This is a genomic window from Reyranella aquatilis (assembly GCF_020880995.1).
In the GTDB taxonomy this organism is placed as follows: Bacteria; Pseudomonadota; Alphaproteobacteria; order Reyranellales; family Reyranellaceae; genus Reyranella; species Reyranella aquatilis.
Map to the genome: position 1 here is coordinate 20324 of NZ_JAJISD010000008.1, position 19724 is coordinate 40047.

Annotated in this window: 23 protein-coding genes; 10 read left to right on the plus strand and 13 right to left on the minus strand. The window is 67.6% G+C overall.

What is annotated here, in order from left to right; all coding sequences use genetic code 11:
* Positions 1-6 precede the first annotated feature (6 nt).
* Positions 7-456 carry an SH3 domain-containing protein gene (locus LJ725_RS18220; protein ID WP_230552077.1) on the plus strand — a complete coding sequence of 150 codons (450 nt, stop codon included), beginning with the start codon at positions 7-9 and terminating at the stop codon, positions 454-456.
* 18 nt (positions 457-474) lie between these two features.
* Here the strand turns inward: LJ725_RS18220 and LJ725_RS18225 are convergent, their stop codons facing one another.
* Positions 475-1446, minus strand: a complete 972-nt coding sequence (locus tag LJ725_RS18225; protein WP_230552078.1) for an ABC transporter substrate-binding protein — start codon at positions 1444-1446, stop codon at positions 475-477.
* 100 nt (positions 1447-1546) lie between these two features.
* On the opposite strand from LJ725_RS18225, the gene LJ725_RS18230 reads away from it, so the two are divergent.
* The gene (locus LJ725_RS18230) at positions 1547-2428 is read left to right on the plus strand and encodes a YihY/virulence factor BrkB family protein (RefSeq protein WP_230552079.1); all 882 of its coding nucleotides are present in this window, start codon (positions 1547-1549) and stop codon (positions 2426-2428) included.
* Here LJ725_RS18230 and LJ725_RS18235 read toward each other — a convergent pair.
* Positions 2425-2652, minus strand: coding sequence for a hypothetical protein (locus tag LJ725_RS18235; RefSeq protein ID WP_230552080.1), 228 nt, complete (start codon positions 2650-2652; stop codon positions 2425-2427). The two genes, LJ725_RS18230 and LJ725_RS18235, sit on opposite strands and share 4 nt — an antisense overlap.
* 142 nt (positions 2653-2794) lie before the next feature.
* On the opposite strand from LJ725_RS18235, the gene LJ725_RS18240 reads away from it, so the two are divergent.
* Positions 2795-3307, plus strand: coding sequence for a tetratricopeptide repeat protein (locus LJ725_RS18240; protein ID WP_230552081.1), 513 nt, complete (start codon positions 2795-2797; stop codon positions 3305-3307).
* Positions 3308-3375: 68 nt separating this feature from the next.
* Entirely contained in the window at positions 3376-4848 is a 1473-nt protein-coding gene (locus LJ725_RS18245) for a M23 family metallopeptidase (RefSeq protein ID WP_230552082.1), read from the plus strand.
* Here LJ725_RS18245 and LJ725_RS18250 read toward each other — a convergent pair.
* Entirely contained in the window at positions 4834-6321 is a 1488-nt protein-coding gene (locus LJ725_RS18250; RefSeq protein ID WP_230552083.1) for an amino acid permease, read from the minus strand. The two genes, LJ725_RS18245 and LJ725_RS18250, sit on opposite strands and share 15 nt — an antisense overlap.
* A 46-nt stretch (positions 6322-6367) precedes the next feature.
* Here LJ725_RS18250 and LJ725_RS18255 point away from each other — a divergent pair, with 46 nt between their 5' ends.
* Positions 6368-7117, plus strand: coding sequence for a bestrophin-like domain (locus LJ725_RS18255; RefSeq protein WP_230552084.1), 750 nt, complete (start codon positions 6368-6370; stop codon positions 7115-7117).
* A 243-nt stretch (positions 7118-7360) separates the two neighbouring features.
* Here the strand turns inward: LJ725_RS18255 and LJ725_RS18260 are convergent, their stop codons facing one another.
* The 6 genes from LJ725_RS18260 to LJ725_RS18285 all read right to left on the minus strand — a co-directional run bounded on the left by LJ725_RS18260 (position 7361) and on the right by LJ725_RS18285 (position 11656).
* The gene (locus LJ725_RS18260) at positions 7361-8089 is read right to left on the minus strand and encodes a hypothetical protein (RefSeq protein ID WP_230552085.1); all 729 of its coding nucleotides are present in this window, start codon (positions 8087-8089) and stop codon (positions 7361-7363) included.
* A 75-nt stretch (positions 8090-8164) separates the two neighbouring features.
* Complete coding sequence (grrA, locus tag LJ725_RS18265; RefSeq protein WP_230552086.1) at positions 8165-8539, minus strand: GrrA/OscA1 family cyclophane-containing rSAM-modified RiPP; 375 nt, start codon at positions 8537-8539, stop codon at positions 8165-8167.
* Positions 8540-8621: 82 nt separating this feature from the next.
* Positions 8622-9350 carry a hypothetical protein gene (locus LJ725_RS18270; RefSeq protein WP_230552087.1) on the minus strand — a complete coding sequence of 243 codons (729 nt, stop codon included), beginning with the start codon at positions 9348-9350 and terminating at the stop codon, positions 8622-8624.
* A complete protein-coding gene (grrM, locus tag LJ725_RS18275; RefSeq protein ID WP_230552405.1) occupies positions 9347-10558 on the minus strand; it encodes a cyclophane-forming radical SAM/SPASM peptide maturase GrrM/OscB in 1212 nt (403 codons plus the stop codon). The genes LJ725_RS18270 and grrM overlap by 4 nt, the downstream gene beginning before the upstream one ends.
* A gap of 2 nt (positions 10559-10560) precedes the next feature.
* Positions 10561-10869, minus strand: coding sequence for a hypothetical protein (locus tag LJ725_RS18280; RefSeq protein WP_230552088.1), 309 nt, complete (start codon positions 10867-10869; stop codon positions 10561-10563).
* A 280-nt stretch (positions 10870-11149) separates the two neighbouring features.
* Positions 11150-11656: a hypothetical protein gene (locus LJ725_RS18285; RefSeq protein WP_230552089.1), complete on the minus strand. Its 507-nt coding sequence runs from the start codon at positions 11654-11656 to the stop codon at positions 11150-11152.
* An 81-nt stretch (positions 11657-11737) separates the two neighbouring features.
* Here LJ725_RS18285 and LJ725_RS18290 point away from each other — a divergent pair, with 81 nt between their 5' ends.
* A complete protein-coding gene (locus LJ725_RS18290) occupies positions 11738-12274 on the plus strand; it encodes a cupin (RefSeq protein WP_230552090.1) in 537 nt (178 codons plus the stop codon).
* Here LJ725_RS18290 and LJ725_RS18295 read toward each other — a convergent pair.
* Positions 12252-13562 (minus strand): tetratricopeptide repeat protein, encoded by a 1311-nt coding sequence (locus LJ725_RS18295; protein WP_230552091.1) that lies wholly within the window; start codon positions 13560-13562, stop codon positions 12252-12254. The two genes, LJ725_RS18290 and LJ725_RS18295, sit on opposite strands and share 23 nt — an antisense overlap.
* Before the next feature lie 277 nt (positions 13563-13839).
* On the opposite strand from LJ725_RS18295, the gene LJ725_RS18300 reads away from it, so the two are divergent.
* The gene (locus LJ725_RS18300; RefSeq protein ID WP_230552092.1) at positions 13840-14223 is read left to right on the plus strand and encodes a DUF4189 domain-containing protein; all 384 of its coding nucleotides are present in this window, start codon (positions 13840-13842) and stop codon (positions 14221-14223) included.
* Positions 14224-14339: 116 nt separating this feature from the next.
* Complete coding sequence (locus tag LJ725_RS18305) at positions 14340-15434, plus strand: serine hydrolase domain-containing protein (protein ID WP_230552093.1); 1095 nt, start codon at positions 14340-14342, stop codon at positions 15432-15434.
* Here LJ725_RS18305 and LJ725_RS18310 read toward each other — a convergent pair.
* Positions 15431-16321, minus strand: coding sequence for an FkbM family methyltransferase (locus tag LJ725_RS18310; RefSeq protein WP_230552094.1), 891 nt, complete (start codon positions 16319-16321; stop codon positions 15431-15433). The two genes, LJ725_RS18305 and LJ725_RS18310, sit on opposite strands and share 4 nt — an antisense overlap.
* Before the next feature lie 120 nt (positions 16322-16441).
* Between LJ725_RS18310 and LJ725_RS18315 the strand changes: the two genes are divergently transcribed.
* Together LJ725_RS18315 and LJ725_RS18320 are read left to right on the plus strand one after the other, a co-directional pair.
* On the plus strand, positions 16442-17293 hold the full coding sequence (locus tag LJ725_RS18315) for a TauD/TfdA dioxygenase family protein (RefSeq protein WP_230552095.1): 852 nt from the start codon (positions 16442-16444) through the stop codon (positions 17291-17293).
* Positions 17290-18267: a tripartite tricarboxylate transporter substrate binding protein gene (locus LJ725_RS18320; RefSeq protein WP_230552096.1), complete on the plus strand. Its 978-nt coding sequence runs from the start codon at positions 17290-17292 to the stop codon at positions 18265-18267. Before LJ725_RS18315 ends, LJ725_RS18320 begins: the two co-directional genes overlap by 4 nt.
* A 366-nt stretch (positions 18268-18633) precedes the next feature.
* On the opposite strand, the gene LJ725_RS18325 is transcribed toward LJ725_RS18320, so the two are convergent.
* Both LJ725_RS18325 and LJ725_RS18330 read right to left on the minus strand, forming a co-directional pair.
* Complete coding sequence (locus LJ725_RS18325; protein WP_230552097.1) at positions 18634-19179, minus strand: ester cyclase; 546 nt, start codon at positions 19177-19179, stop codon at positions 18634-18636.
* A 66-nt stretch (positions 19180-19245) separates the two neighbouring features.
* Complete coding sequence (locus tag LJ725_RS18330) at positions 19246-19719, minus strand: SRPBCC family protein (RefSeq protein WP_230552098.1); 474 nt, start codon at positions 19717-19719, stop codon at positions 19246-19248.
* Between the last annotated feature and the right edge of the window lie 5 nt (positions 19720-19724).

Genomic DNA, 19724 nt, shown 5'->3' on the forward strand with positions numbered 1-19724 from the left:
TCGCGCATGCTGTCATGTCGTCATGGATTGACCGTTCTCCTCGCTGCCTTTCTCGCACTGGGCAGCTTGCGGGCCGATGCCCAGCAGATGGTGAGTATTGCCGCCGAAGAAGTGAACTTCCGCAGCGGTCCGGGGCAGAGTCATCCGGCGGAATGGGTGGTGAGAAAAGGGTTCCCGCTGAAGATCGTCGGCCGCCGCGGCGACTGGCTGCACGTGGCGGACTTCGAGAACGACAAGGGCTGGGTCCTGCGCAAGCTCACCAGCAGCACGGCGTATCACATCGTGAAGGTCAAAATCGCCAACCTGCGCAGCCAGCCGACGACGACCAGCCGCATCGTCGGCAAATTCGCCTATGGCGACACGCTGAAGACGCTCGAACGCCGTGGCGGCTGGGTGAAGGTCCAACGCGAGGGACTGCGCGGGTGGATCTCGCGCAAACTGCTCTGGGGCTGGTAGGCGAGTCCGCTCCGGGCCTCAGTCGAGGATGGCCACGTCGTCCACGGTGATCGGCTTGGCCAGCAGCCCCAGCGACTCCAGCGTGGCGATCGTCGCTTCCCAGCCGGCACGGGTCTGCTGGCCGGTGGGCGGGCCGGAAAGCTGTTGTGAGACGGTCGCCATGCTGCGGTCGACATAACGCGGGGCAAGCCGCGGAAAGAGGCGCGAGAAATGCAGGGCGGCGTCACCGGGCCGTTCGCGCACCATGTTGTAGCCCTCCTGCACCGCGTCCTCGACCTTGCGGGCGATTTCGCGCTTTGCGGGGTCGGCCCATGCCGCGTCGTTGACGATCAGGTTCAGGCTGTAGGCTCTCACGCCGAAATCGCTCAGCCGGATCATGGTGATGCGGCGACCCTCTGCGATCAGTTCGGACGGTGCCATCTCATCGTAGTCGATCAGCGCATCGACCTTCTTCTCGATCAGGTCGTAGGCGCTCCAGGAGACCGTCGTCTCCTTGATCCTGCTGCGGTCGAGCTTGTTCGCGGCGAGAAGGGCGCGGAACTCCTCGTTGGTGATGCTGCCTGGTACCAGCCCCAGCGTCTTGCCGTAGAGGTCGCGCGGATGGGCGATGCGGTCCTCGCCGCGCGAGTAGACCACGGTCGGTGTCTTGGCGTAGTAGACCGCCAGGCTCTTGATCGGCACGCCCTTGGACCGGCCGATGGCGGTCGCGATGCCGCTCGACGATCCAATCCAGTATTGCTTGCCCGAGCCGATCATCTCGGCCGATGAGATCGCGCCCTGGGTCTCCGCGAAGGTGACCTCGAGGCCACGCCGTTCGAAGGCGCCCATCTCGCGGGCGAGAAAGAAGCCCCCGTATGTCGGCAGCGCCTTCCAGTCGAGCAGGATCTCGACCTTCTGGAGGACGTCGGGGGCGGGCTGCGCGAGGGCGGGCAGCGGGCACAGCAGGGCCAATGCGGAGGCGAGCACCAGGCGGCGGCTGGAAGAGGTCATCGTTGATCCCTGAAAGGTCTGGCCGGCGGGTTGGCCGCGAAACATGTCACAACGACGCCCGGATGGGGGAGCGATTTCGCCGCGGCTGCGTTTTGCGCGTGTGAACGCGATTGCCCCTCCGGGCCGCCTCGGGCGGCTGCTGCGCGAGACCGTCGAAGGCTTCATCGACGACGACGCCTTCAGCCGCGGCGCCTCGATCGCCTATTTCACGCTGTTCTCTCTGGCGCCAACGCTTCTGCTCGTCATCGCCATCGCCGGGCTGGTGTTCGGCCGCGACGCCGCCCAGGGCGCCGTGGTCGACCAGTTGAGCGGCCTGATGGGACGCGACACGGCGGAGGCGCTGCAGGCGATGATCCGAAGCGCCGGCGACCGCATGACCGGCGTGGTCGCGACCTTGATAGGACTGGTCACGATCTTCCTCGCGGCCAGCGGCGTGTTCGGCGAGGTGCAGTCGGCGCTGAACGCGATCTGGAAGGCCAAATCGACCCGCTCGACCCTGTCGCGCCTGGTGCGTGCGCGGATGGCCAGCTTCGGGCTGGTGATCACGCTGGGCTTCGTCCTGATGGTGTCGCTGGCGCTGAGTGCGGCGCTGACGGCCCTGGCCCGCTTCCTGAAATACAGGTTTCCCGTCGCCGAGTTCGCCGTTCAGGCGGCCGACCTCGCGATCTCCATCGTGCTGATCTCCGGCCTGTTCGCCGTGATGTACAAGGTTCTGCCCGATACGCCGATCCGCTGGCGCGACGTGGCGGTGGGCGCGCTCATGGCGACCGGCCTGTTCGAGGCCGGCAAGTACCTGATCGCCCTCTATATCGGCCAGACCGACGTGGCGACGAGCTTCGGCGCGGCCGGGGCGCTCATCGTGCTGTTGCTGTGGATCTTCTACTCCACGCTGATCTTCCTGCTGGGCGCAGAGTTCACACGCGCCTGGACCCGTGTCTATGGCGCGCGCTGTCGGGATCCGGAGTCTCGCCCCACGCGCTAGCCGGTGACGGCGAAGGCGACCAGCAGGGCCAGGGTGCCGCCCAGTCCCAGCAGGACCGCCAGCACCGGGATATGGCCGAGGAAGGCCAACGCCATGCACGAGAGCACGAGTGCGATGTGCAGAACGGCGAACAGGACCAGCCGGCTGAAGCGATCGTAGGTCTCGCGATGATCGCGGAGTTCCTGGGCCGGGGTTTGGAGGGGCGTATCGACGGAGGTTGCCATGACCGATCCTCTGTGTGGCGGAGCCTGACTGCCGAACGCTCCGGCCGGGCGGGCGTTGCGCGCCGGACCGGCGGCGCGACACCGGTCGGCGAGGGCCTCCGCGGACTTGTCGAACGAAGTTTGGCTCGCCATACCGGAGGGCATGAAATCCGCTCTCTCCGCCCTGCTGGTCCTCCTCCTTGCGGCGTTGGCCGCGCCCGCATCGGCGCAATCCTACGAGGAACAGATGCGCCAGGCGGCGGGCGCCTACGAGCGCAAGGACATGGCGACCGCGGTTCGCATCTGGAAGGTCTGGGCCGCCAAGGGGGAGGCGGAGGCGCAGACCCTGCTGGGTGCCATGTACTGGAGCGGCGAAGGCGTGCCGCGCAATCTCAACGAGGCGGCGCGCCTCTATCTCGCGGCCGCGCGGCAGGGATATGCACGGGCCCAGAACAATATCGGCTTCATGCTGGGCTTCGGCGAGGGGATCCCCCCGCGCGACGACATCGAGGCCTACAAGTGGATCAAGCTGTCGATCGACCGCTACACCGCGAAGAACCAGGACCGCCTGGATCAGGCGCGGAAGGACCTCGCGACGCTGGCGGCGCGCATGAACCCTGCGCAAATCGCCGAGGCGGAAAGGCGTGTGAGGGCGTGGAAGCCCTCTCCCAAGTGAGCTAAGGTTCGCCGGCCACGCGGCGGTCACGAGCGATGCCCCGACGTAGGCCCTACAAGAAGGACCTGATGACTCGACCCTCGGTCGCCGCGGCTTTTGCCGCTTCATTGCTTTTCGGCGGGATGTCCCAGGGCATCGCCGGCGATCGGCCGTGGGGCGCGGGCACGCAGGCGACGGGCGAGGGCCGCGTGGCCGAGCTGCGCCTACTCGGCCCGGAACTGCCGCCGCTGCACGACCAGCCGTCCGTCCTCGCCGGCTTGCGGGACCACTGGAATTTCGTGGAGATCGCCTCGATCGACGGGCTGCTCGAACGCAGCCTGGCGATCGAGATCACGCTCCCACAGCCGCTCATCGCCATCGCCGACAACCTGCCGCCGCCGGTCTCGACCGGGCCCGTGCCGGAAGCGGTCCAGGCGCGGGGACGCAGGGTGGCCGACCGGCTGCTGGGCGACGGGCTCGATGACGAGCGGCTCCAGGCGTACCTGCCGTTCGAGCGCCGGCTCGGCGTTTCCGGCACGATCGCCGGCGGATCGCTTGCCGCCTCGGCGGTGGCGGCGGGTGTTCCGGCGCCGGCCATGCTCGAGGCCATGCAGGCGCTCGAGACCTCGGTCGACCTGGCCAAGGAAATGCGCGACGGCGACCGGTTCTACGTCCGCTACGAGCGGACCTTCACGCAGGGCGGCGCGCCACTCGATGTCGGCCGCGTGCTCTGGATGGAGCTGCGCACGCCCAAGGGCGTGATGGCGATCCATCGTTTCCGCACGCGCGACAACAACGAACGCTTCTGGATGGCGAGCGGCCAGTCCGCGACCCTGCCGTCGTTCCGCCTTCCCCTCGATACCGTGTCGATCTCCTCGGGCTTCGGCCTGCGCGCCGATCCGTTCGACCAGCCGCCGCCGCTCTACGCCGGCAAGCCGCAGGGCGCCGGCGGTCCGCTGCGCGACCGGCCCGGGTTGCCGCCCGGACTGCCGACCGGTGGTGCGCTCGACATGCCGCGCGCGGCCTCTGGTTTCGCGTCCGCCGCGCCGATGCCCGGCCTGTCTTCCTATGGCGGGTCGTCCTACGGCGCATCGCGCGGAACGCCGGCCTATGCGATCCCGCCGCGCCCCTCGCGCTCGCTCTTCATGCACGAGGGCGTCGATCTGGTCGCCTCGGCCGGCACGCCGGTCCGCGCCGCCGCCGACGGGCTCGTCGTCGGTGCGGCCCCGAACGGCCGCTACGGCAACTGGGTCCGCATCGAGCATGGCGGCAGGCTGGCCACCGTCTATGGGCACATGCTGGGGTTCGCGCCCGGGCTTCAGGCGGGGATGACGGTGTCGCGCGGCGACGTGATCGGTTTCGTCGGCAGCACCGGCCGCTCGACCGGCGCCCATCTCCACTTCGAGCTCCAGGTCGACGGCAAGCCGGTCAATCCGGTCACCCATCCGGAACTGAAGCGCGCCCAGTTGCGCGGGCCGGAGTTCGAGCGTTTCCGCAAGCAGGTCGCCGCCAGCCTGGCCGAGCGCGATCTCGAAGCGAAGGCCGCCTCAGTCGGCGACTGACCTGCGCGCCTCGAGCGCGAAGGCTTCCTCCGGCGAGAGAACGAGCCGGTGGCGGCCTGCCAGGGCGAACCAGACGATCCCCGCGGCAAACCAGGCGCCGACGCCCAGCACGCCCGAGACGAACACCGGGTCGAGCAGCTGATAGACCAGCGTGACGGACGCGATCGCGATCGTGACGACCGCACCCGCCCGTCCCAACGGCGAGCGATAGGGGCGCGCGAGGCCGGGCAGCCGCGCCCGCAACACCAGGAAGCTGATCGCCTGCAGAAGATAGGACAGCATCGCGCCGGCGACCGCCATGTTGAGCAGCATGCCCTGGATCACCGCGCTGCCCTTCTCGGCGCCCATGCCGAACCAGAGGCCGAACAGGAGGGCGAGCGCGACGGCGGAGCCGGCGATCAGCGCGATGTACGGCGTCTTGTGGCGCGGATGGGTGATCGACAGGAAACGCGGGAAGTAGCCGGCCCGCGACAGCGAATAGATCTGGCGGCCCTTGGCGAAGAGGATGGTGTGGAAGCTCGCGATCAGGCCGATGCAGGCGACCAATGCGAGCAGCTTGGCGAGCCCGCTGCCGAAGGTCGCGCGGAAGCCGTCGAGGAGCGGTTCGCCGGAGCCGCCGAGCTGGAAGCTCCCGGGCGCGACCGAGGCGTTGAGCCAGACGGTGAGGCCCGCGGAAACGAACAGCGTCAGCAGGCCGGCGACGATGCCGCGCGGGATGTCGCGCGACGGCTCCCGGGCTTCCTCGGCGGCGAGCGGAAGCTGTTCTATGGCGAGGAACAGCCACACGGCGAAGGGCAACGCTGCGAGCGCGCCGTGCAGGCCGAAGGGCAGCAGAGGTCCGCCACCCTGTGGCAGTTCGACCGGCGTGCCGCCGGGGCCGGCGCCGATGTTGAGCGCATGGCGGCCGAAATCGGCGACCGGCAGCGCTGAGATCCAGAACACCACGAGGCACGCGAGCGACGCCAGGGTGATGACGACGGTCACCCGGAACGAGAGTTCGACGCCCAGCACGTTCAGCCCCACGAACACCGCGTAGGCCGCGATCCAGTAAGCCGGCAGCCAGGCCGGCGGGGTCTCGAACACCGCCGCGAGATAGGTGGCGAGGAAGGAGACGATGACGGCGGGTGTCAGCACGTACTCCACGTTCTCGCAGAGGCCGGTGACGAAGCCGCCCCAGGGCCCCATCGAGGCGCGCGCGAAGGAATAGGCGCCGCCGGTATGGGGCAGGGCGGCCGCCATCTCGGCGATGCAGAAGACGAGGCCGAGATACATGACCGCGATGATGGAGGCGGCCAGCGCGTAGCCGCCCCATCCACCCGCCAGGAGACCGAGGTTCCAGCCCGAATAGTGGCCTGAGATGACGGCGCCGACGCCCAGGGCCCAGAGAGAGAAGACTCCGGCGTAGCGGCGAAGTCCGCGGCGGGCGAAGTAGTCCGGCGTAACGGTCTGGTAAGGTGTCCTCGGTAGGCTCATCCCGCGATACTAGCCGGACGCGGCGCGACACGACGAGGTGGAAGAGTTGAGTGCTGTCCTGGTTGCCCTCTCGGCCCTCGGGCTGATCCTGCTGTCCATCGCCCTCGGCGTCACCATGCGGCGCAAGCTGCCGGAAACCCACCTCACCGGCGATTCCAAGGATGTCATCAAGCTCGCGACGGCGCTGGTCGCCACCATGGCCGCCCTGGTCACGGCGCTGCTCTTCGCCTCGACGCGGGCTTCCTACGAGGCGACGAACAGCCAGGTCGGGCAGCTCGTCGCCAGCGTCATCGAGCTCGACCGGCTCCTGCAGGATTACGGCGCCGAAGGTGTCGCCCTGCGCCGGGCGCTTCGTGAGGATGTGACTGCCATCGTGAATACCATCTGGCGCGAAGAGGCCTCACCGCACCAGACGCTGGCGCAGAATTCCGCGTCCGAGGCCCAGGTCATCACCCGCCTGCGCCAGCTGGCGCCGCGCGATCCGTTGCAGACTTCCCTTCAGGCGCGGGCATCGGTGGTCAGCAATGCGCTGGCCCAGATACAGCTCACGCTCTTCGCGCATCCGCAGGACTCGCTGTCCAAGCCGTTCGTCTTCGTGCTGGTGCTGTGGCTGTGCTTCATTTTCGGCACCTTCGCCATGTCGGCGGATGCCAACGGCACGATGCTGAGCGTGCTGTTCTTCTGCGCGCTCTCGGCGGCCAGCGCGATCTATCTGATCCTGGAACTGGGCCAGCCGTTCGACGGTCTCATGCAGATTTCGAGCGACCCGCTGCGTCACGCGTTGCCGCCGCTCTAGAGCCGTTCCAGTTCACATTGACCCACTTACCTCATCCTGAGGAGCGCGCCGAAGGCGTGCGTCTCGAAGGATGGGCAACAGGCAAGGTGCGCGTTCCCACCCTTCGAGACGCATCGCTGCGCGATGCTCCTCAGGGTGAGGTCGTTGTTTGAATGTTCGGCTTGATTCAATCTCGCCCAGAAGCGCTCTAGCGGGACAAACGGTCGGCGACTTTGCCGGTCGCCGACCGGTATCGGGTTTCGCTCAGTCCCAGGCCGCGTCGACGATCTGGGAGGTCTCGGAGAGAACGATGGTGAGGCGATTGGGCTCGTACTCGTAGCTCGGGATGCCGTCGGCCGGGCGGATGATGCGCAGCGGGTAGGGCAGGTCCTCTTCCTTCACGACGTTGCCGGCGGCCTGACCGGCGGGCGCGGCGGCGCCCTTGGCCTGGAAGTACTTGCCGAGGCACTTGGCGCAGTCTTCCTTCGGGGGCGCGACCTCGGCGAAGCCCGGCAGGGTCTTGAGAGTGACCGCGTTGTACCCCGAGCGGACGCGGATGCCCTTGTAGGGATGGCCGTGCGCAACCGGCAGCAGGGCCTCGACGACCATGAACGGTCCGAGCGGGGCCATGTCGGTGGGGGCGCTGGCCTGGAAGATCAGGTCGAGCATGCCGTCGATGCCCTGGCCGCGGGTGATCGGCAGCAGGTGGGGCTCACCCCAGGCGTTGGAGGTGACGAGGCCGCGGGCGCGGATGATGTCCATGCCGCCCGAGCGTTCGGAGCGGATCAGCTCGACGCTGGTCACGAACATGACCGGGAAGGGCCGCGTGCCTTCGGGGCCCGGGGCGCCGCCGCCCGGGGGAGGACCGGCGTCCTTCGGGGTCGATGGCGTGGCCTGCTGCTGGGGCGGCTGCTGCGCGTTCGCGGCGAAGCCCGCCAGCAGCGTGCCGGTAGCAACCAGAGAGGCGAGGGCAAAGAGTTTCTTCACGGTCATGACTTCCTCGAATGCTTTGCGGCGCCGTCGCCGCCCGGAATAGGCACAGGTCTCACGGTCGGTTTCCGGTGCGGCCTACCAGTTGTGCCAGCCATTGTGCCAGCCGTTACCCCAGCCGCCGTTGCCCCAGCCGCCATTGTGCCAGCCGTTGCCCCAGCCGCCGTTGCGCCAGCCCCAGCCGCGGTGCCAGCCGTTGCCCCACCAGGCGAGCGTCTGCTCGCGGTCGATGGCGACGAAGGGCTCGCCGTCCTTGCGATACTGTTCGATGGCGCTGGAGACGTCGGTGCGGATCGACTGCAGGCGCTCCGCCACCGAGCCGCGCGTCGAGTCTTCCGGTCCTGCCGTGGCAGTGGCCGATGCATCGGCGGCGGCGAGGCCGACCGAAAGGCCGAGGGCGCCGGATGGCAGCAGCTGCGCCAGCGTCCACACGGTACGACGATCCTGTGACATGCATATCTCCCTGGAGAGTGGCCAAGCCGATCTGGAGTGTCGGGCCTGGCAATGGAAACTTCAATGAATCCGCGTGCCTGTTTCAGTCCCAGGCGGCGTCGACGATCTGCCCGGCCTCGGAGAGAACGATGGTGAGGCGATTGGGTTCGTACTGGTAGCTCGGGATGCCGTCGGCCGGGCGGACGATGCGCAGCGGGTAGGGCAGGTCCTCTTCCTTCACGACGTTGCCGGCGGCCTGGCCGGCGGGCGCGGCGGCGCCCTTGGCCTGGAAGTACTTGCCGAGGCACTTGGCGCAGTCTTCCTTCGGGGGCGCGACCTCGGCGAAGCCCGGCAGGGTCTTGAGGGTGACCGAGTTGTACCCCGAGCGGACGCGGATGCCCTTGTAGGGATGGCCGTGCGCAACCGGCAGCAGGGCCTCGACGACCATGAACGGTCCGAGCGGGGCCATGTCGGTGGGGGCGCTGGCCTGGAAGATCAGGTCGAGCATGCCGTCGATGCCCTGGCCGCGGGTGATCGGCAGCAGGTGGGGCTCGCCCCAGGCGTTGGAGGTGACGAGGCCGCGGGCGCGGATGATGTCCATGCCGCCCGAGCGTTCGGAGCGGATCAGCTCGACGCTGGTCACGAACATGACCGGGAAGGGCCGCGTGCCTTCGGGGCCCGGGGCGCCGCCGCCCGGGGGAGGACCGGCGTCCTTCGGGGTCGACGGCGCGGCCTGCTGCTGGGGCGGCTGCTGCGCGTTCGCGGCGAAGCCCGCCAGCAGAGTGCCGGCGGCAACCAGGGACGTGATCGCAAAGAGCTTCATGCGCTTCATGGCATCCTCGACGGCTCTGGAGCGGCCGAGCCGCCCGTGACGGAAAGGGAGAGTGCGTTCGCGGCGGAGACCGCCGCGGCCGGACTGTGTTCGAGACGGTCGTAGGCCTCGAGAATGAGGTCGGTCGGCACCATCTGCGTGAGGGTGCAGTAGGATGTCACGGTGCTGGTCAGGCTGCCATTCTCGAACAGCTTGTTCACCGGGGCGCCGCCGCCGCACACCGAGAAATAATCGCAGGACCGGCTGCAGGCCTCCACGCCCGCCGCGATGTCGCGATGGAGCGGCGAGGCGAGGCACACGTCGCGGATCTCCTGCAGGGTCTGGAAGTTGATGTTGCCCAGGAGATAGTCGCCGTACGCCGCGTTCTTCAGTCCCAGCAGTTCGGGGCTGAAGCTCGAGACGTTGCCGTGGCTGTCGACGTTCAGCATGGCCAGCGGCTCGGTCTGGATGTTGCGCGTCGGCACGCCCTCCGGCCTGAACATGCGCGGCAGGGCGAGGTCGATCTCGCGCAGGAACCGGACGCGGCCGCTTTCCCGCGCGCGGTGCCAGAAGGTCCGCAGGAAAGCGGCATAGCGGCGGCGCAGTTCGGGTCCGTGGAACAGGCTCGACACATGGTCGCCCTCGGACTCCTCGACGTTGAAACAGATCTGGTCGATACCCTCGGAAAGGTAGAAGTCGAGCAGCTCCTCCGGCTGGTCGAGGCTGGTGTGCGAGAGGACCGAGATCACGTGGAACGGCACGTCGTGCTCGCGCAGGCAGCGGATGCCCGCGATGGTCTTGTCGAACGTGCCCTTGCCGCTGCGGCTCTTGCGATGCAGGTCGTGCAATTCACGGGGGCCATCGAGGCTGACGCCGACGCCGACGTTCCAGTCCTTGAACAGCGCGCACCAGTCGGCATCGATCAGCGTGCCGTTGGTCTGGAAGGAATGACGGACGTGGACGCTCGCCGGCCGCATCCGTTCGATCGTCGCGAAGGCTTCGCGATAGAAGGAAACCGGCACCACCAGCGGCTCGCCGGCATGCCAGATCACGGTGATCTCGGAAGAGGCCCAGCCCGACGCGAAGATCTGCTCGAACAGCCGCGTCACCGTCGTCTGGGCGATGACGTGCTTGTTCGACCGGTCGGGCAGGTAACAATAAGTGCAGGCGATGTTGCAGAAGGCCGTCGGCTGCACGACCACCATGCCGATTTCAGGCGTGGCGGTCATACTCACCAGTTGTGCCAACCATTGCCCCAGTTGCGCCAGCCGCCGTTGCGCCAGCCGCCATTGCCCCACCAGGCGAGGCGCTCCTCGGAATCGACGGCCACGAACGGCTCGCCGTCCTTGCGGTACTGCTCGAGGGCGACCGATACGTCGAGGCGGAGCGATTGCAGGCGCTGGGCCACGGAGCCCTCCTGGCGCTCCGGCACGGAGGTACCGGCGGCGGCGTCTGCGGCCGCCAGTCCGACCGACAGGCCGAGCGCCCCGGACGGCAGAAGGTTAGCCAGCGTGCGCAAGGAACGACGGGTCTTGAACATGTAGTCTCCCCCAGAAGGACACTACGTTAGGCAGACCCGCAAGCCATGCGCAAACCAAAAAGCGTTATGCAGATGATATGACCCTTGAAGTCCCGTAGAGAGTTCCCATATCAGCCAAGTCCTGAGGGTCGAGAGATCGCGGGACGACGCCGGAGGTGAGCCACGGATGTAATGGTGACCTCGAGGCGACGGGATTTCGGTCCCGAAATGGCCCCGCGCCTGAAATGGCGGCGGGGCTTTCTTTTGTCTCGTCGGCGCAGTCCTTCTTTCGCCTGACCAGCTAGTGGACGAGTGTTTCACCCGGATCGCTTGGGGAATTGCGGAGCTTCGCCGAATCAAGCCACACGCGATGCAGAGTGGCCGACGAATCGAGATCACGCCGGGCTTCGCCGATGATAAAGCCGAGACCACGCAACAGGTTCAGCGCGCGATCGTGCCGCGCATCGATTTGCTGCTCGAGCCGGGGAAACTGATCCAGCATCTCGCCCAGGACGAGGCGACAAAGCAGCGAGAGTTCGCGGGGATCGTCGTCGAACGACGGTGTGGTCAGCATCCAGACATAGCCGACGTCCGGATTGTCGAGGCGGGGTGTCACGCCCCAAAGCGCGCTGGTCGCGCCGTCACTCAGCCGTCGCGCGGCCCAGATCTGCGTGCTGAAGGCGCAGGCCTCCAGGAGTCGGCGGCCGGGATCCTTCTCCGGCCAATCCAGGGATACTGGCCCATCCTCCAGGCGAGCCGCGAGATAGGCGACGTCCGCGGAGGTGGCTGGCTGGACGTGGTGGCGCATGTCCTTCTCCTCGCTTGTCGACTCAACCGCGAAGGGGGGTGTGAGGTTGCCAACTCCGCTGGCGCGGTGTGGACTGGCCGCATGGTTCCTGCGCCTTCAACCTTCCGTTTCGAGAGCGATGGCGAGACGCCCAACAACGCGACGCTGCCGCTGCTCCTCTATCGGGAGGTCGTGCCGGCCGATGCTGCAGGCGATGCGGCAGGCTGGTTCGAAAGGACGTTCGCGACACACAACTGGACGCAGGCGTGGCGGAACGGCATTCATCCCTTCCTTCACTTTCACACCGCCGCCCACGAGGTGCTTGGTATCGCTGCCGGTCGGGCCAGCGTGCAGTTCGGTGGACGCGCCGGCGTGACGCTCGATGTGGCCGCGGGCGACGTCGTGGTCCTGCCGGCCGGCACGGGCCACCGCCGTCTCGCCGCCAGCCGCGACCTGCTGGTGGTCGGCGCCTATCCGGCCAACGGCCGCTTCGATCAGAGGCGGCCCGGCGAGGTCGACATCGACACGGTGTGCCGGGCGGTGGCCGCAGTTCCTTTGCCCGAAATGGATCCCATCGCTGGAGCGCGCGGACCGCTCACGACGCTCTGGCGCCCGATCACTTCACGCCGTAGGTCGTGAACTGGCGTTCGACGCCGGGCATCAAGGCCCGCGCCGCAGCCTTGTCGGCCTCGCCGCTCTTGAGGTCTCCCTTCGCCACCCGCACCAGGCCGCGGCCGTAGAGGGCGAGCGGGCGGTCTGGGTCGGTACGCAGGGCGGCCTCGTATTCGCGCAGCGCGATGTCCCTCTCGCCGAGCTTGAGGAAGATGAAGCCCCGCGTTTCGCGCGTCTGCACATTGTCGGGCTGCAGCTTCAGGGCCTCGTCGCAATCCGACAGCGCCTCGGCCAGATCGTGGCCCGCCACCATGCGCGCCAGACAGCGATTGTTGTAGGCCCAGGCCATGCGCCCGTCGGCCTTGATGGCGTTGGTGTAGTCGGCGATGGCCTTCTGATAGTCCTGTCGGGCGAAGTGCGCATATCCGCGGTTGTAGCTGGCGAGTGCGTGGTCCGGCTTCAAAGCCAGTGCCTGATCGAGATCGGCGATCGCCTTGTCGATGTTGCCGCGCATCGACAGGATCGCCGCGCGATTGACCAGCGCGTCGACGTATTTCGGATCGAGCGACAGCGCCATGTTGTAGTCGGTGAAGGCACGCTGCATGTCGCCCAACCGTGCATTGACGAGGCCACGCACCATGAAGGCGCGGGGATTGTCGGGCGCCAGCGCGGCGGCGCGGTCGAGATCCGCAAGTGCACGGCCGTGCTCGCCGACGGACGTGTATGCATTGCCGCGAAGGATCAGCGTGTCGACGTTGTCGGGCGTCAGCGCCAGCGCACGATCGAAGTCGCCGATGGCGCGCCGCATGTCGGCCTTGCGCGTGGCGATCAGGATCCCGCGGTCGACATGGGCCAGCGCATTGCCCGTATCGAGTCGAATGGCCTCGTCGTAGTCGGAAAGCGCGCGATCGACGTCGTCGAGCGCGTGGTGGGCGATGCCGCGTTGCAGGAACTGGCTGGCATCGAGCGACGCGGTGCTGGTCGCCTCGTCGAACAGCTTGATGGCCGCGCCGTAATCCGCCGCCGCGCGGTCCCGGTCGCCGACCGCGCGGTAGGCCTGGCCGCGATTGAGGTGGGCTGTGGCCAACTCACGTCCCTTCAGGGTTTTGGCATCGATGGCGACTGTGCACGCAACGATGCGCGTCGCGGGCGCGGTATCGTCCTTGTCGATGCACATCGATGTCGGTGAAGAGGCCGCCAGGGCCGCCTGCTGCTCGACTTCGCGCGCCTGGAGCGACATGGGAACGGCCAGCACGAACAAGGCCGCGGCGCATATGGCGACGCGTGGTCGCCGCCCGTCTCGATCGCGCTTCATTGCCACACTCCTCAGGAAGGAACTCCAGCTCTTGGGCTTCCGATGTGACAAACGACCGACGACCGGCGATCGTTGCGCGATGGCAGTGGCGCAAACTCGGCGATGGGGATGGAACCCTGCCGCTGAACCGCACCCCGTGGGGCGGTCGGCGGCCGCTGCTCGACTTGGGCCGCGTGATCCCGAGACCGGAATCACGAATTCGTTGCCGGCGCGGCCGGCCAGTTGCCAAGGGCTACCTGGCATTGAAGACTGCGCCACCTGAACTCGGGGGGGATCGATGTTTCGTTTTTTGGCTCTCGTGGCTCTATTCTCGTGGCTGATCGCTGGCGCCGCTACCGCCCACGCCCAGAATCAGGCACCGCAATATTGGGTGACCTATGCTTACGACTCCTCGACCGGCGCCTGGGGCCTGGGCTGGGGCAGGACCGACCGCCAGACCACGATCAACGAGGCGTTGTCGCGTTGCGCCAAGCCTGGCTGCAAGGTGGGCAACGTCACACTCGCCCGTTGCATCGCCATCGCGGAGGGCACACAGAGGGGACCGGGTTTCGGTTACGGCAACGACGCCAACTCGGCCAAGGCCAATGCTCTGCGATTCTGCCAGCAAGGCCCCGCCGGTTCGACCTGTGAATTGACGGCGTGGCGCTGCGGCGGCAGCTGACAAGCCCGGCGGGGTAAGGCCGTTCTTCGAGGAGCCGGCTCCGTGATGGCCTTGCACCCGTGACCTCTCGCCACGTTAACCGTCGGCTGCTGTTTTCCTCGCTGGGAGCGATGCTCATGGCGCCATCGATTTCGTCCGCCCAATCTGCGTCGTGGCAGAAGCAATCTCCCGAGGCGGCGGGTTTCGCGCCCGACCTTTCGGCAAGGCTCGACCGGCTGTTCGCCGACAAACGGATCTGGAATGTCCACGCCGTGCTGGTGGCGCGTCACGGCAAGTTGCTGCTCGAACGCTACTTCGACGGCAGCGACCATGCGCGCGGACGCTCGCTCGGCGTCGTATCGTTCGGTCCCGACACGCTGCACGATCTGCGCTCGGTGTCGAAGAGCATCGTGGGTCTGCTCTATGGAATCGCTTTGGCGCAGGGCAAGGTGCCGCCGCCGGAGGCGGCGTTGCTCCAGGCGTTTCCGGCATATGCCGATCTCGGCAGCGATCCCGGTCGCGCGAAGTGGACGGTCCACCACGCGCTCACGATGACCATGGGCACCGACTGGGACGAACTCAGCGTGCCCTACACCGATCCCACGAACAGCGAGATCGAGATGGACCGCGCCGTCGACCGCTATCGCTACGTACTCGGCCGGCCCGTCGTGTTCGAGCCCGGCACGCGCTGGGTCTATAGCGGCGGCGCCACGGCGCTGCTGGGCCACATGATCGCGCAAGGGACGGGCCGAAGCCTGCACAACTTCGCGCGCGAGGCGCTGTTCGAGCCACTGGGCCTCGGCCCCAGCGAATGGCTCACCGACGACAAGGGCGACGCCTTCGCCGCATCCGGCCTGCGCCTGCGGCCACGCGATCTGGCGAGGATCGGGCAACTGGTGCTGCAAGGCGGCGAGATCGAAGGAAAGCGCATCGTGCCGCAGGAGTGGATCGCACGCACCACGACGCCGTATGTGAGCTGCGACGAAGTCCGCCGCTACGGCTATCAGTGGTACATGGGCGACATGGGCTTTTCCGTGCCGTCGGCGGCGCGCTGGAACCGCAACCGCCTGGAGCGCTACCAGGGCGCCTACGGCAACGGCGGGCAGCGCCTCTGGGTCTTTCCCGGCATGGACCTGTTGGTCGCCGTGACGGCCGGCAACTACGACACGCCCGACCAGTGGGTGCCGTCGCTGCGGGTCCTGCGCGAGGCCGTCCTGGCGAGCGTGGTTTAACCGGGCAGGCTGGTGCGACGTCGCGTGAACAGGAGATCCTGCTGGCGCGTCGGCATGGTCTCGACGCGCTGCAGCGTCGCGGGGCGCCGCCAGCGCAGGTACCAGTCAAGTTCGTAGTCGTTCTCGATGGCCCAGGCGGCGAAGCCCGCGGCACGCATCCGGTCGAAGACGTCGCGCCAGGCCTCGAAATCGTCTTCGGGGCTCGCCTCGACCACGATGTCCATCGTCGCGGGATAGCGCGACAGTTGCTCGAGCAGGTGGCGCAGGATCGGCGGCTCCGCACCTTCCACGTCCATCTTGATGAGCCGCAGGCGGGCCAGCTCGTCGGGCTTCAGGATTTCCGCGAGCGGCAGGGCCTCGACCGAGGCCATCAGCGTCCCGCCGCGCGAGGCGAGCGTGGTCGCGGCGCCGATATTGCCTTCGTTGATCTCGTAGAGGTCGAGCGTGCCGGGCTTGTCGGACACGGCGGCATTGACGGCGCGCACGTTCGACGAAGACGGGTTGGCCGCGAGGTTGCGTTGCAGGAGCGCGAAGGTGCGCGGCGAGGCTTCGATCGAAACGACCTTGCCGGTGGCGCCGACGCGGGAGGAGGCGAGGAGCGTGTCGTAGCCGATGTTCGCGCCGATATCGACGAACACGTCGCCGGCCGAGAGGTTCTGCTCGATGACGCGCGAGACGTCTGGCTCCCAGACGCCGAAATAGAGGATCATGCGCTGGATCAGATCCTGCGGATTGCAGTACAGCCGGGCGCCGAAATAGGTCGTTGCCAGATGCTCGGGCCCCAGGGTGCGCAGGGCCTTGTTGTAGGCACGGAAGCCCAGCCGGGCTGCCGGCAGCGGCAGGCGCCGCAGCGTTCCCATGACGGTCTTGTGGAGGAGCTCAATCATCTCCGTCCTGTATAGCGTGTTTTGCGTCGCCTGTTCCGCAGGCCGCGGGCGGATTTCTTGACGGCAAAGCCGCGGGAGGCGCACCGTCCTGAAAATTCATCCGGAATGAGGATCCGCCCCATGCCGCTTTCCGTCAGGCCCCTTTCCCATGCCCTCGGCGCCGAGGTGCGGGGCGTCGATCTGGCCCAGCCGCTCAGCAATTCCGAGTTCGACGAGATCCACCGGACATTCCTCGAGAAGGGCATCCTGCTGTTCCGCAACCAGAAGATCACGCGCGAGCAGCACATCGCCTTCAGCCGCCGCTTCGGCGAGCTCGACAATCACGATTCGCTGCCGCGCGACCGTCATCCCGACTATCCCGAGCTGTTGCTGGTGACCAACATACCGGAGCCGGACGGCAAGCCGTCGGCGTCCCGGTATACCGGCCAGCAATGGCATTCGGACATGTCGTTCACGCCGGTGCCGTCGCTGGGCTCGCTGCTGCGCGGCATCACCATTCCGCCGGTCGGCGGCGACACGATGTTCACCAACATGTACCTCGCGTACGACACGCTGTCGGCGGGCATGAAGAAGATGATCGAGGGGCTGCACGGCATCCATACCGGCACCCGCAAGGTCGACGACCCGAACTCCGACCGCGAGAAGGAGCAGAAGAAGATCAATCCGCCGATCGCCCAGCCGGTCGTGCGGGTGCATCCCGAGACCGGCCGCAAGGCGCTGTACATCGGCGAGAAGGTCTCGTGCTTCGTCGACATGACGCCGGAGGAGAGCCGGCCGCTGATCGACTATCTCGTGCGCCACGCCACGCGGCCGCAGTTCGTGTATCGCCACCAGTGGCAGCAGGACGACATCATCCTGTGGGACAATCGCTGCACCATGCACATCGCGCTGGGCGACTACCAGGAAGGCGAGATCCGCCATCTCGAGCGCACCACCGTCAAGGGCACCCCGTCGGGATACTATCTACAATGAAGCGCTCGTCATTCCTGCGCGCCGCCGCCGCCCTCGCGCTTGCGCCCGCCGCGGCTCCCGCACTCGTCCGCGCCCAAGGTACCTATCCCGACAGGCAGATCCGGATGGTGATTCCCTTCGCCGCCGGCGGGACGACCGACCTGATGGCCCGCGCCGTCGGCCAGCATTTTGCCCAGGCCTGGGGCCAGCCCGTCGTGGCGGACAATCGCGCCGGCGCCAACGGCGTCGTGGCGGGCGAGATCGTCGCCAAGGCGCCGGGCGACGGCTACACGCTCAGCGTCGTGGCCATGGGGCACGCCATTAATCCGCTGATCTACCGGAAGCTGCCCTATGACGGGGTGAACGACTTCACGCCGATCAGCCTGCTCGCGACGTTTCCGCAACTCGTGCTGGTCCATCCATCGGTCAAGGCCAACACGCTGCCCGAACTCATCCAGCTGGCGAAAACCGCCTCGCCGCCGCTCACCTACGCCTCGGGCGGCAACGGCTCGTCCCAGCATCTGGCGGGCGCACTCTTCGCCCACATGGCCAAGCTCAACCTGACTCACGTCGCCTACAAGGGCGGCAATCCGGCCCAGCTCGACCTGATGGCCGGCAACGTCAACATGATGATCACACAGCCCAACTCGAAGGAACTGATCACCACCGGCAAGATGCGTGCGCTGGCCGTCAGCTCGTCCAGGCGCAGCCAGTACTATCCGGAGCTGCCGACCGTCGCCGAGGCGGGCGTGCCCGGCTACGAATCGGTCGCCTGGTACGGGCTGCTGGGACCCAAGGGCATGCCGCCGGACGTGGTGAAGAAGATCGCCGACGAGACCGTGCGGGCCTGCGCCGGCGAAGGGGCGAGATCGATCGTTGCCGGGCAGGGGGGCGACATGGTCGCCGGCACGCCCGCGCAGTTCGCCGAATTCATCGCCGCCGAGCGCAAGCGCTATGAGGCGATCGTCCGGGAAGCCAACATGACAGTCGACTAGGCAGCAGGGTCAGCGGCTTCCGGCTGGGGGAGCCTGCCGGCCCGTATCGGAGCCGACGCCGGGCTGGCCCGCGCTGGGCGCGCCGGATGTCGCGGGCGCCGGGGGAACGGTCGAAGTACCGGTCGACGGAGACGCCGACGGTGACGCCGACGGCGGCGGCACGGTCGGCGACGTACCGGCCGGTGCGGGCGATGTCGACATGCCGCCGCTGCTGGCGCCTCCGCTCGACGATTGCGCGTGGACCGCGCCCGCCGTCACGGCGCAGGCGACAACTGCGATCAAGGCTTTTCCGATCATGCGATCCTCCTGAGGGTTATAGTGGATCAACCGCCGCGAGACGCGGGCGTTGCATGATCGGGCGGCAGGCTAGATTGGCTTGCCTTCGCTGGCGGCCCAGCGGGCCATCAGGCCATTGCTCGGCTGGGTCTTGTCCATGATCTTGCGCGTGGTTTCGGCGCCTGCGACCGGCAGGCCCCGCGGGTCGAGCAGGCCGACCTGCACGAGCACGGACGCCTGGTCCCAGTAGATGTGCTCGTGCGCCACCTTGCCGTCGACGAACCGCACGATGGCGACCAGCGGTATTTCGACCCTGCGCCCGGTCGGCGCGACCCCCGGCAGCATCCAGTCGACTTCGCTTGTATGGGTGAAGCTGAACACCATTTCATCGACGATCTGGTCCGCGCCGATCGTGCGACTCACCGGGACGAGCGCCGTATCCGGGGGATTGTTGCCGATGAAATGGTACTTGTAGAAGCGCTTGAGCTGATCGTGCCCCACGCCGCCCGTCATGGTCGGGACATGGTTCACGTACGGCGTGGCAACCATGGTGGCCATCGTGGCATCCACGTCGCGCGTCTCGAATTCGTGGCGGCAATGCGCTTCCCAGAGCGCGGCGAGGTCGTGAGCGGGCATGGTGGCTGTCCCCTGTCATGCTGAACCGGGACAGCCTACCGCGTTCGCCCGTGCGGTTCCCGGGGGTTAGAGTGTCGCGGCAAGCGCGGCGAGCTGGTCGGTGCAGATGCCCCAGCCCTGGTGGAAGCCCATCTTCTCGTGCGCCTCGCGATCCTCGACCGTCCAGTGGCGGACGCGCGCGGTGTAGAGCGTCTTGGCCCCCTGCGGCTCGAAGGTGAGGATCACCGTCATGAACGGCTTGGCCGATGGCTGCCACGCCTCGGTGAACGCATCGGTGAACACCAGGCGCTCGTTCGGCACGACCTCGAGGTAGATGCCGCGATTGGGCATGTCCTGTCCGTCGGGGCCGCGCATCACGATCAGGTTCGCGCCGCCGGGCCTGACATTCACCTCGACGACCGGCGTCTCGTAGGGCTTGGGCGCGAACCACCGCTTCATCAGCGCCGGCTCGGTCCAGCAGCGATAGAGCTTTTCGCGCGGCGCATCGATCAGGCGCGTCAGCACGAGTTCGCGGTCGGTGGTGGCGGGGGTGGTCGTCATGTCAG

Bases quoted from the DNA above. Each gene is read 5' to 3' on its own strand.
- LJ725_RS18220 (WP_230552077.1), top strand. From the start codon at position 7: ATGCTGTCATGTCGTCATGGATTGACCGTTCTCCTCGCTGCCTTTCTC.
- LJ725_RS18225 (WP_230552078.1), bottom strand. From the start codon at position 1,446: ATGACCTCTTCCAGCCGCCGCCTGGTGCTCGCCTCCGCATTGGCCCTG.
- LJ725_RS18235 (WP_230552080.1), bottom strand. From the start codon at position 2,652: ATGGCAACCTCCGTCGATACGCCCCTCCAAACCCCGGCCCAGGAACTC.
- LJ725_RS18240 (WP_230552081.1), top strand. From the start codon at position 2,795: ATGAAATCCGCTCTCTCCGCCCTGCTGGTCCTCCTCCTTGCGGCGTTG.
- LJ725_RS18245 (WP_230552082.1), top strand. From the start codon at position 3,376: ATGACTCGACCCTCGGTCGCCGCGGCTTTTGCCGCTTCATTGCTTTTC.
- LJ725_RS18250 (WP_230552083.1), bottom strand. From the start codon at position 6,321: ATGAGCCTACCGAGGACACCTTACCAGACCGTTACGCCGGACTACTTC.
- LJ725_RS18260 (WP_230552085.1), bottom strand. From the start codon at position 8,089: ATGACCGTGAAGAAACTCTTTGCCCTCGCCTCTCTGGTTGCTACCGGC.
- grrA (WP_230552086.1), bottom strand. From the start codon at position 8,539: ATGTCACAGGATCGTCGTACCGTGTGGACGCTGGCGCAGCTGCTGCCA.
- LJ725_RS18270 (WP_230552087.1), bottom strand. From the start codon at position 9,350: ATGAAGCGCATGAAGCTCTTTGCGATCACGTCCCTGGTTGCCGCCGGC.
- grrM (WP_230552405.1), bottom strand. From the start codon at position 10,558: ATGACCGCCACGCCTGAAATCGGCATGGTGGTCGTGCAGCCGACGGCC.
- LJ725_RS18280 (WP_230552088.1), bottom strand. From the start codon at position 10,869: ATGTTCAAGACCCGTCGTTCCTTGCGCACGCTGGCTAACCTTCTGCCG.
- LJ725_RS18285 (WP_230552089.1), bottom strand. From the start codon at position 11,656: ATGCGCCACCACGTCCAGCCAGCCACCTCCGCGGACGTCGCCTATCTC.
- LJ725_RS18290 (WP_230552090.1), top strand. From the start codon at position 11,738: ATGGTTCCTGCGCCTTCAACCTTCCGTTTCGAGAGCGATGGCGAGACG.
- LJ725_RS18295 (WP_230552091.1), bottom strand. From the start codon at position 13,562: ATGAAGCGCGATCGAGACGGGCGGCGACCACGCGTCGCCATATGCGCC.
- LJ725_RS18300 (WP_230552092.1), top strand. From the start codon at position 13,840: ATGTTTCGTTTTTTGGCTCTCGTGGCTCTATTCTCGTGGCTGATCGCT.
- LJ725_RS18305 (WP_230552093.1), top strand. From the start codon at position 14,340: ATGGCGCCATCGATTTCGTCCGCCCAATCTGCGTCGTGGCAGAAGCAA.
- LJ725_RS18310 (WP_230552094.1), bottom strand. From the start codon at position 16,321: ATGATTGAGCTCCTCCACAAGACCGTCATGGGAACGCTGCGGCGCCTG.
- LJ725_RS18315 (WP_230552095.1), top strand. From the start codon at position 16,442: ATGCCGCTTTCCGTCAGGCCCCTTTCCCATGCCCTCGGCGCCGAGGTG.
- LJ725_RS18320 (WP_230552096.1), top strand. From the start codon at position 17,290: ATGAAGCGCTCGTCATTCCTGCGCGCCGCCGCCGCCCTCGCGCTTGCG.
- LJ725_RS18325 (WP_230552097.1), bottom strand. From the start codon at position 19,179: ATGCCCGCTCACGACCTCGCCGCGCTCTGGGAAGCGCATTGCCGCCAC.
- LJ725_RS18330 (WP_230552098.1), bottom strand. From the start codon at position 19,719: ATGACGACCACCCCCGCCACCACCGACCGCGAACTCGTGCTGACGCGC.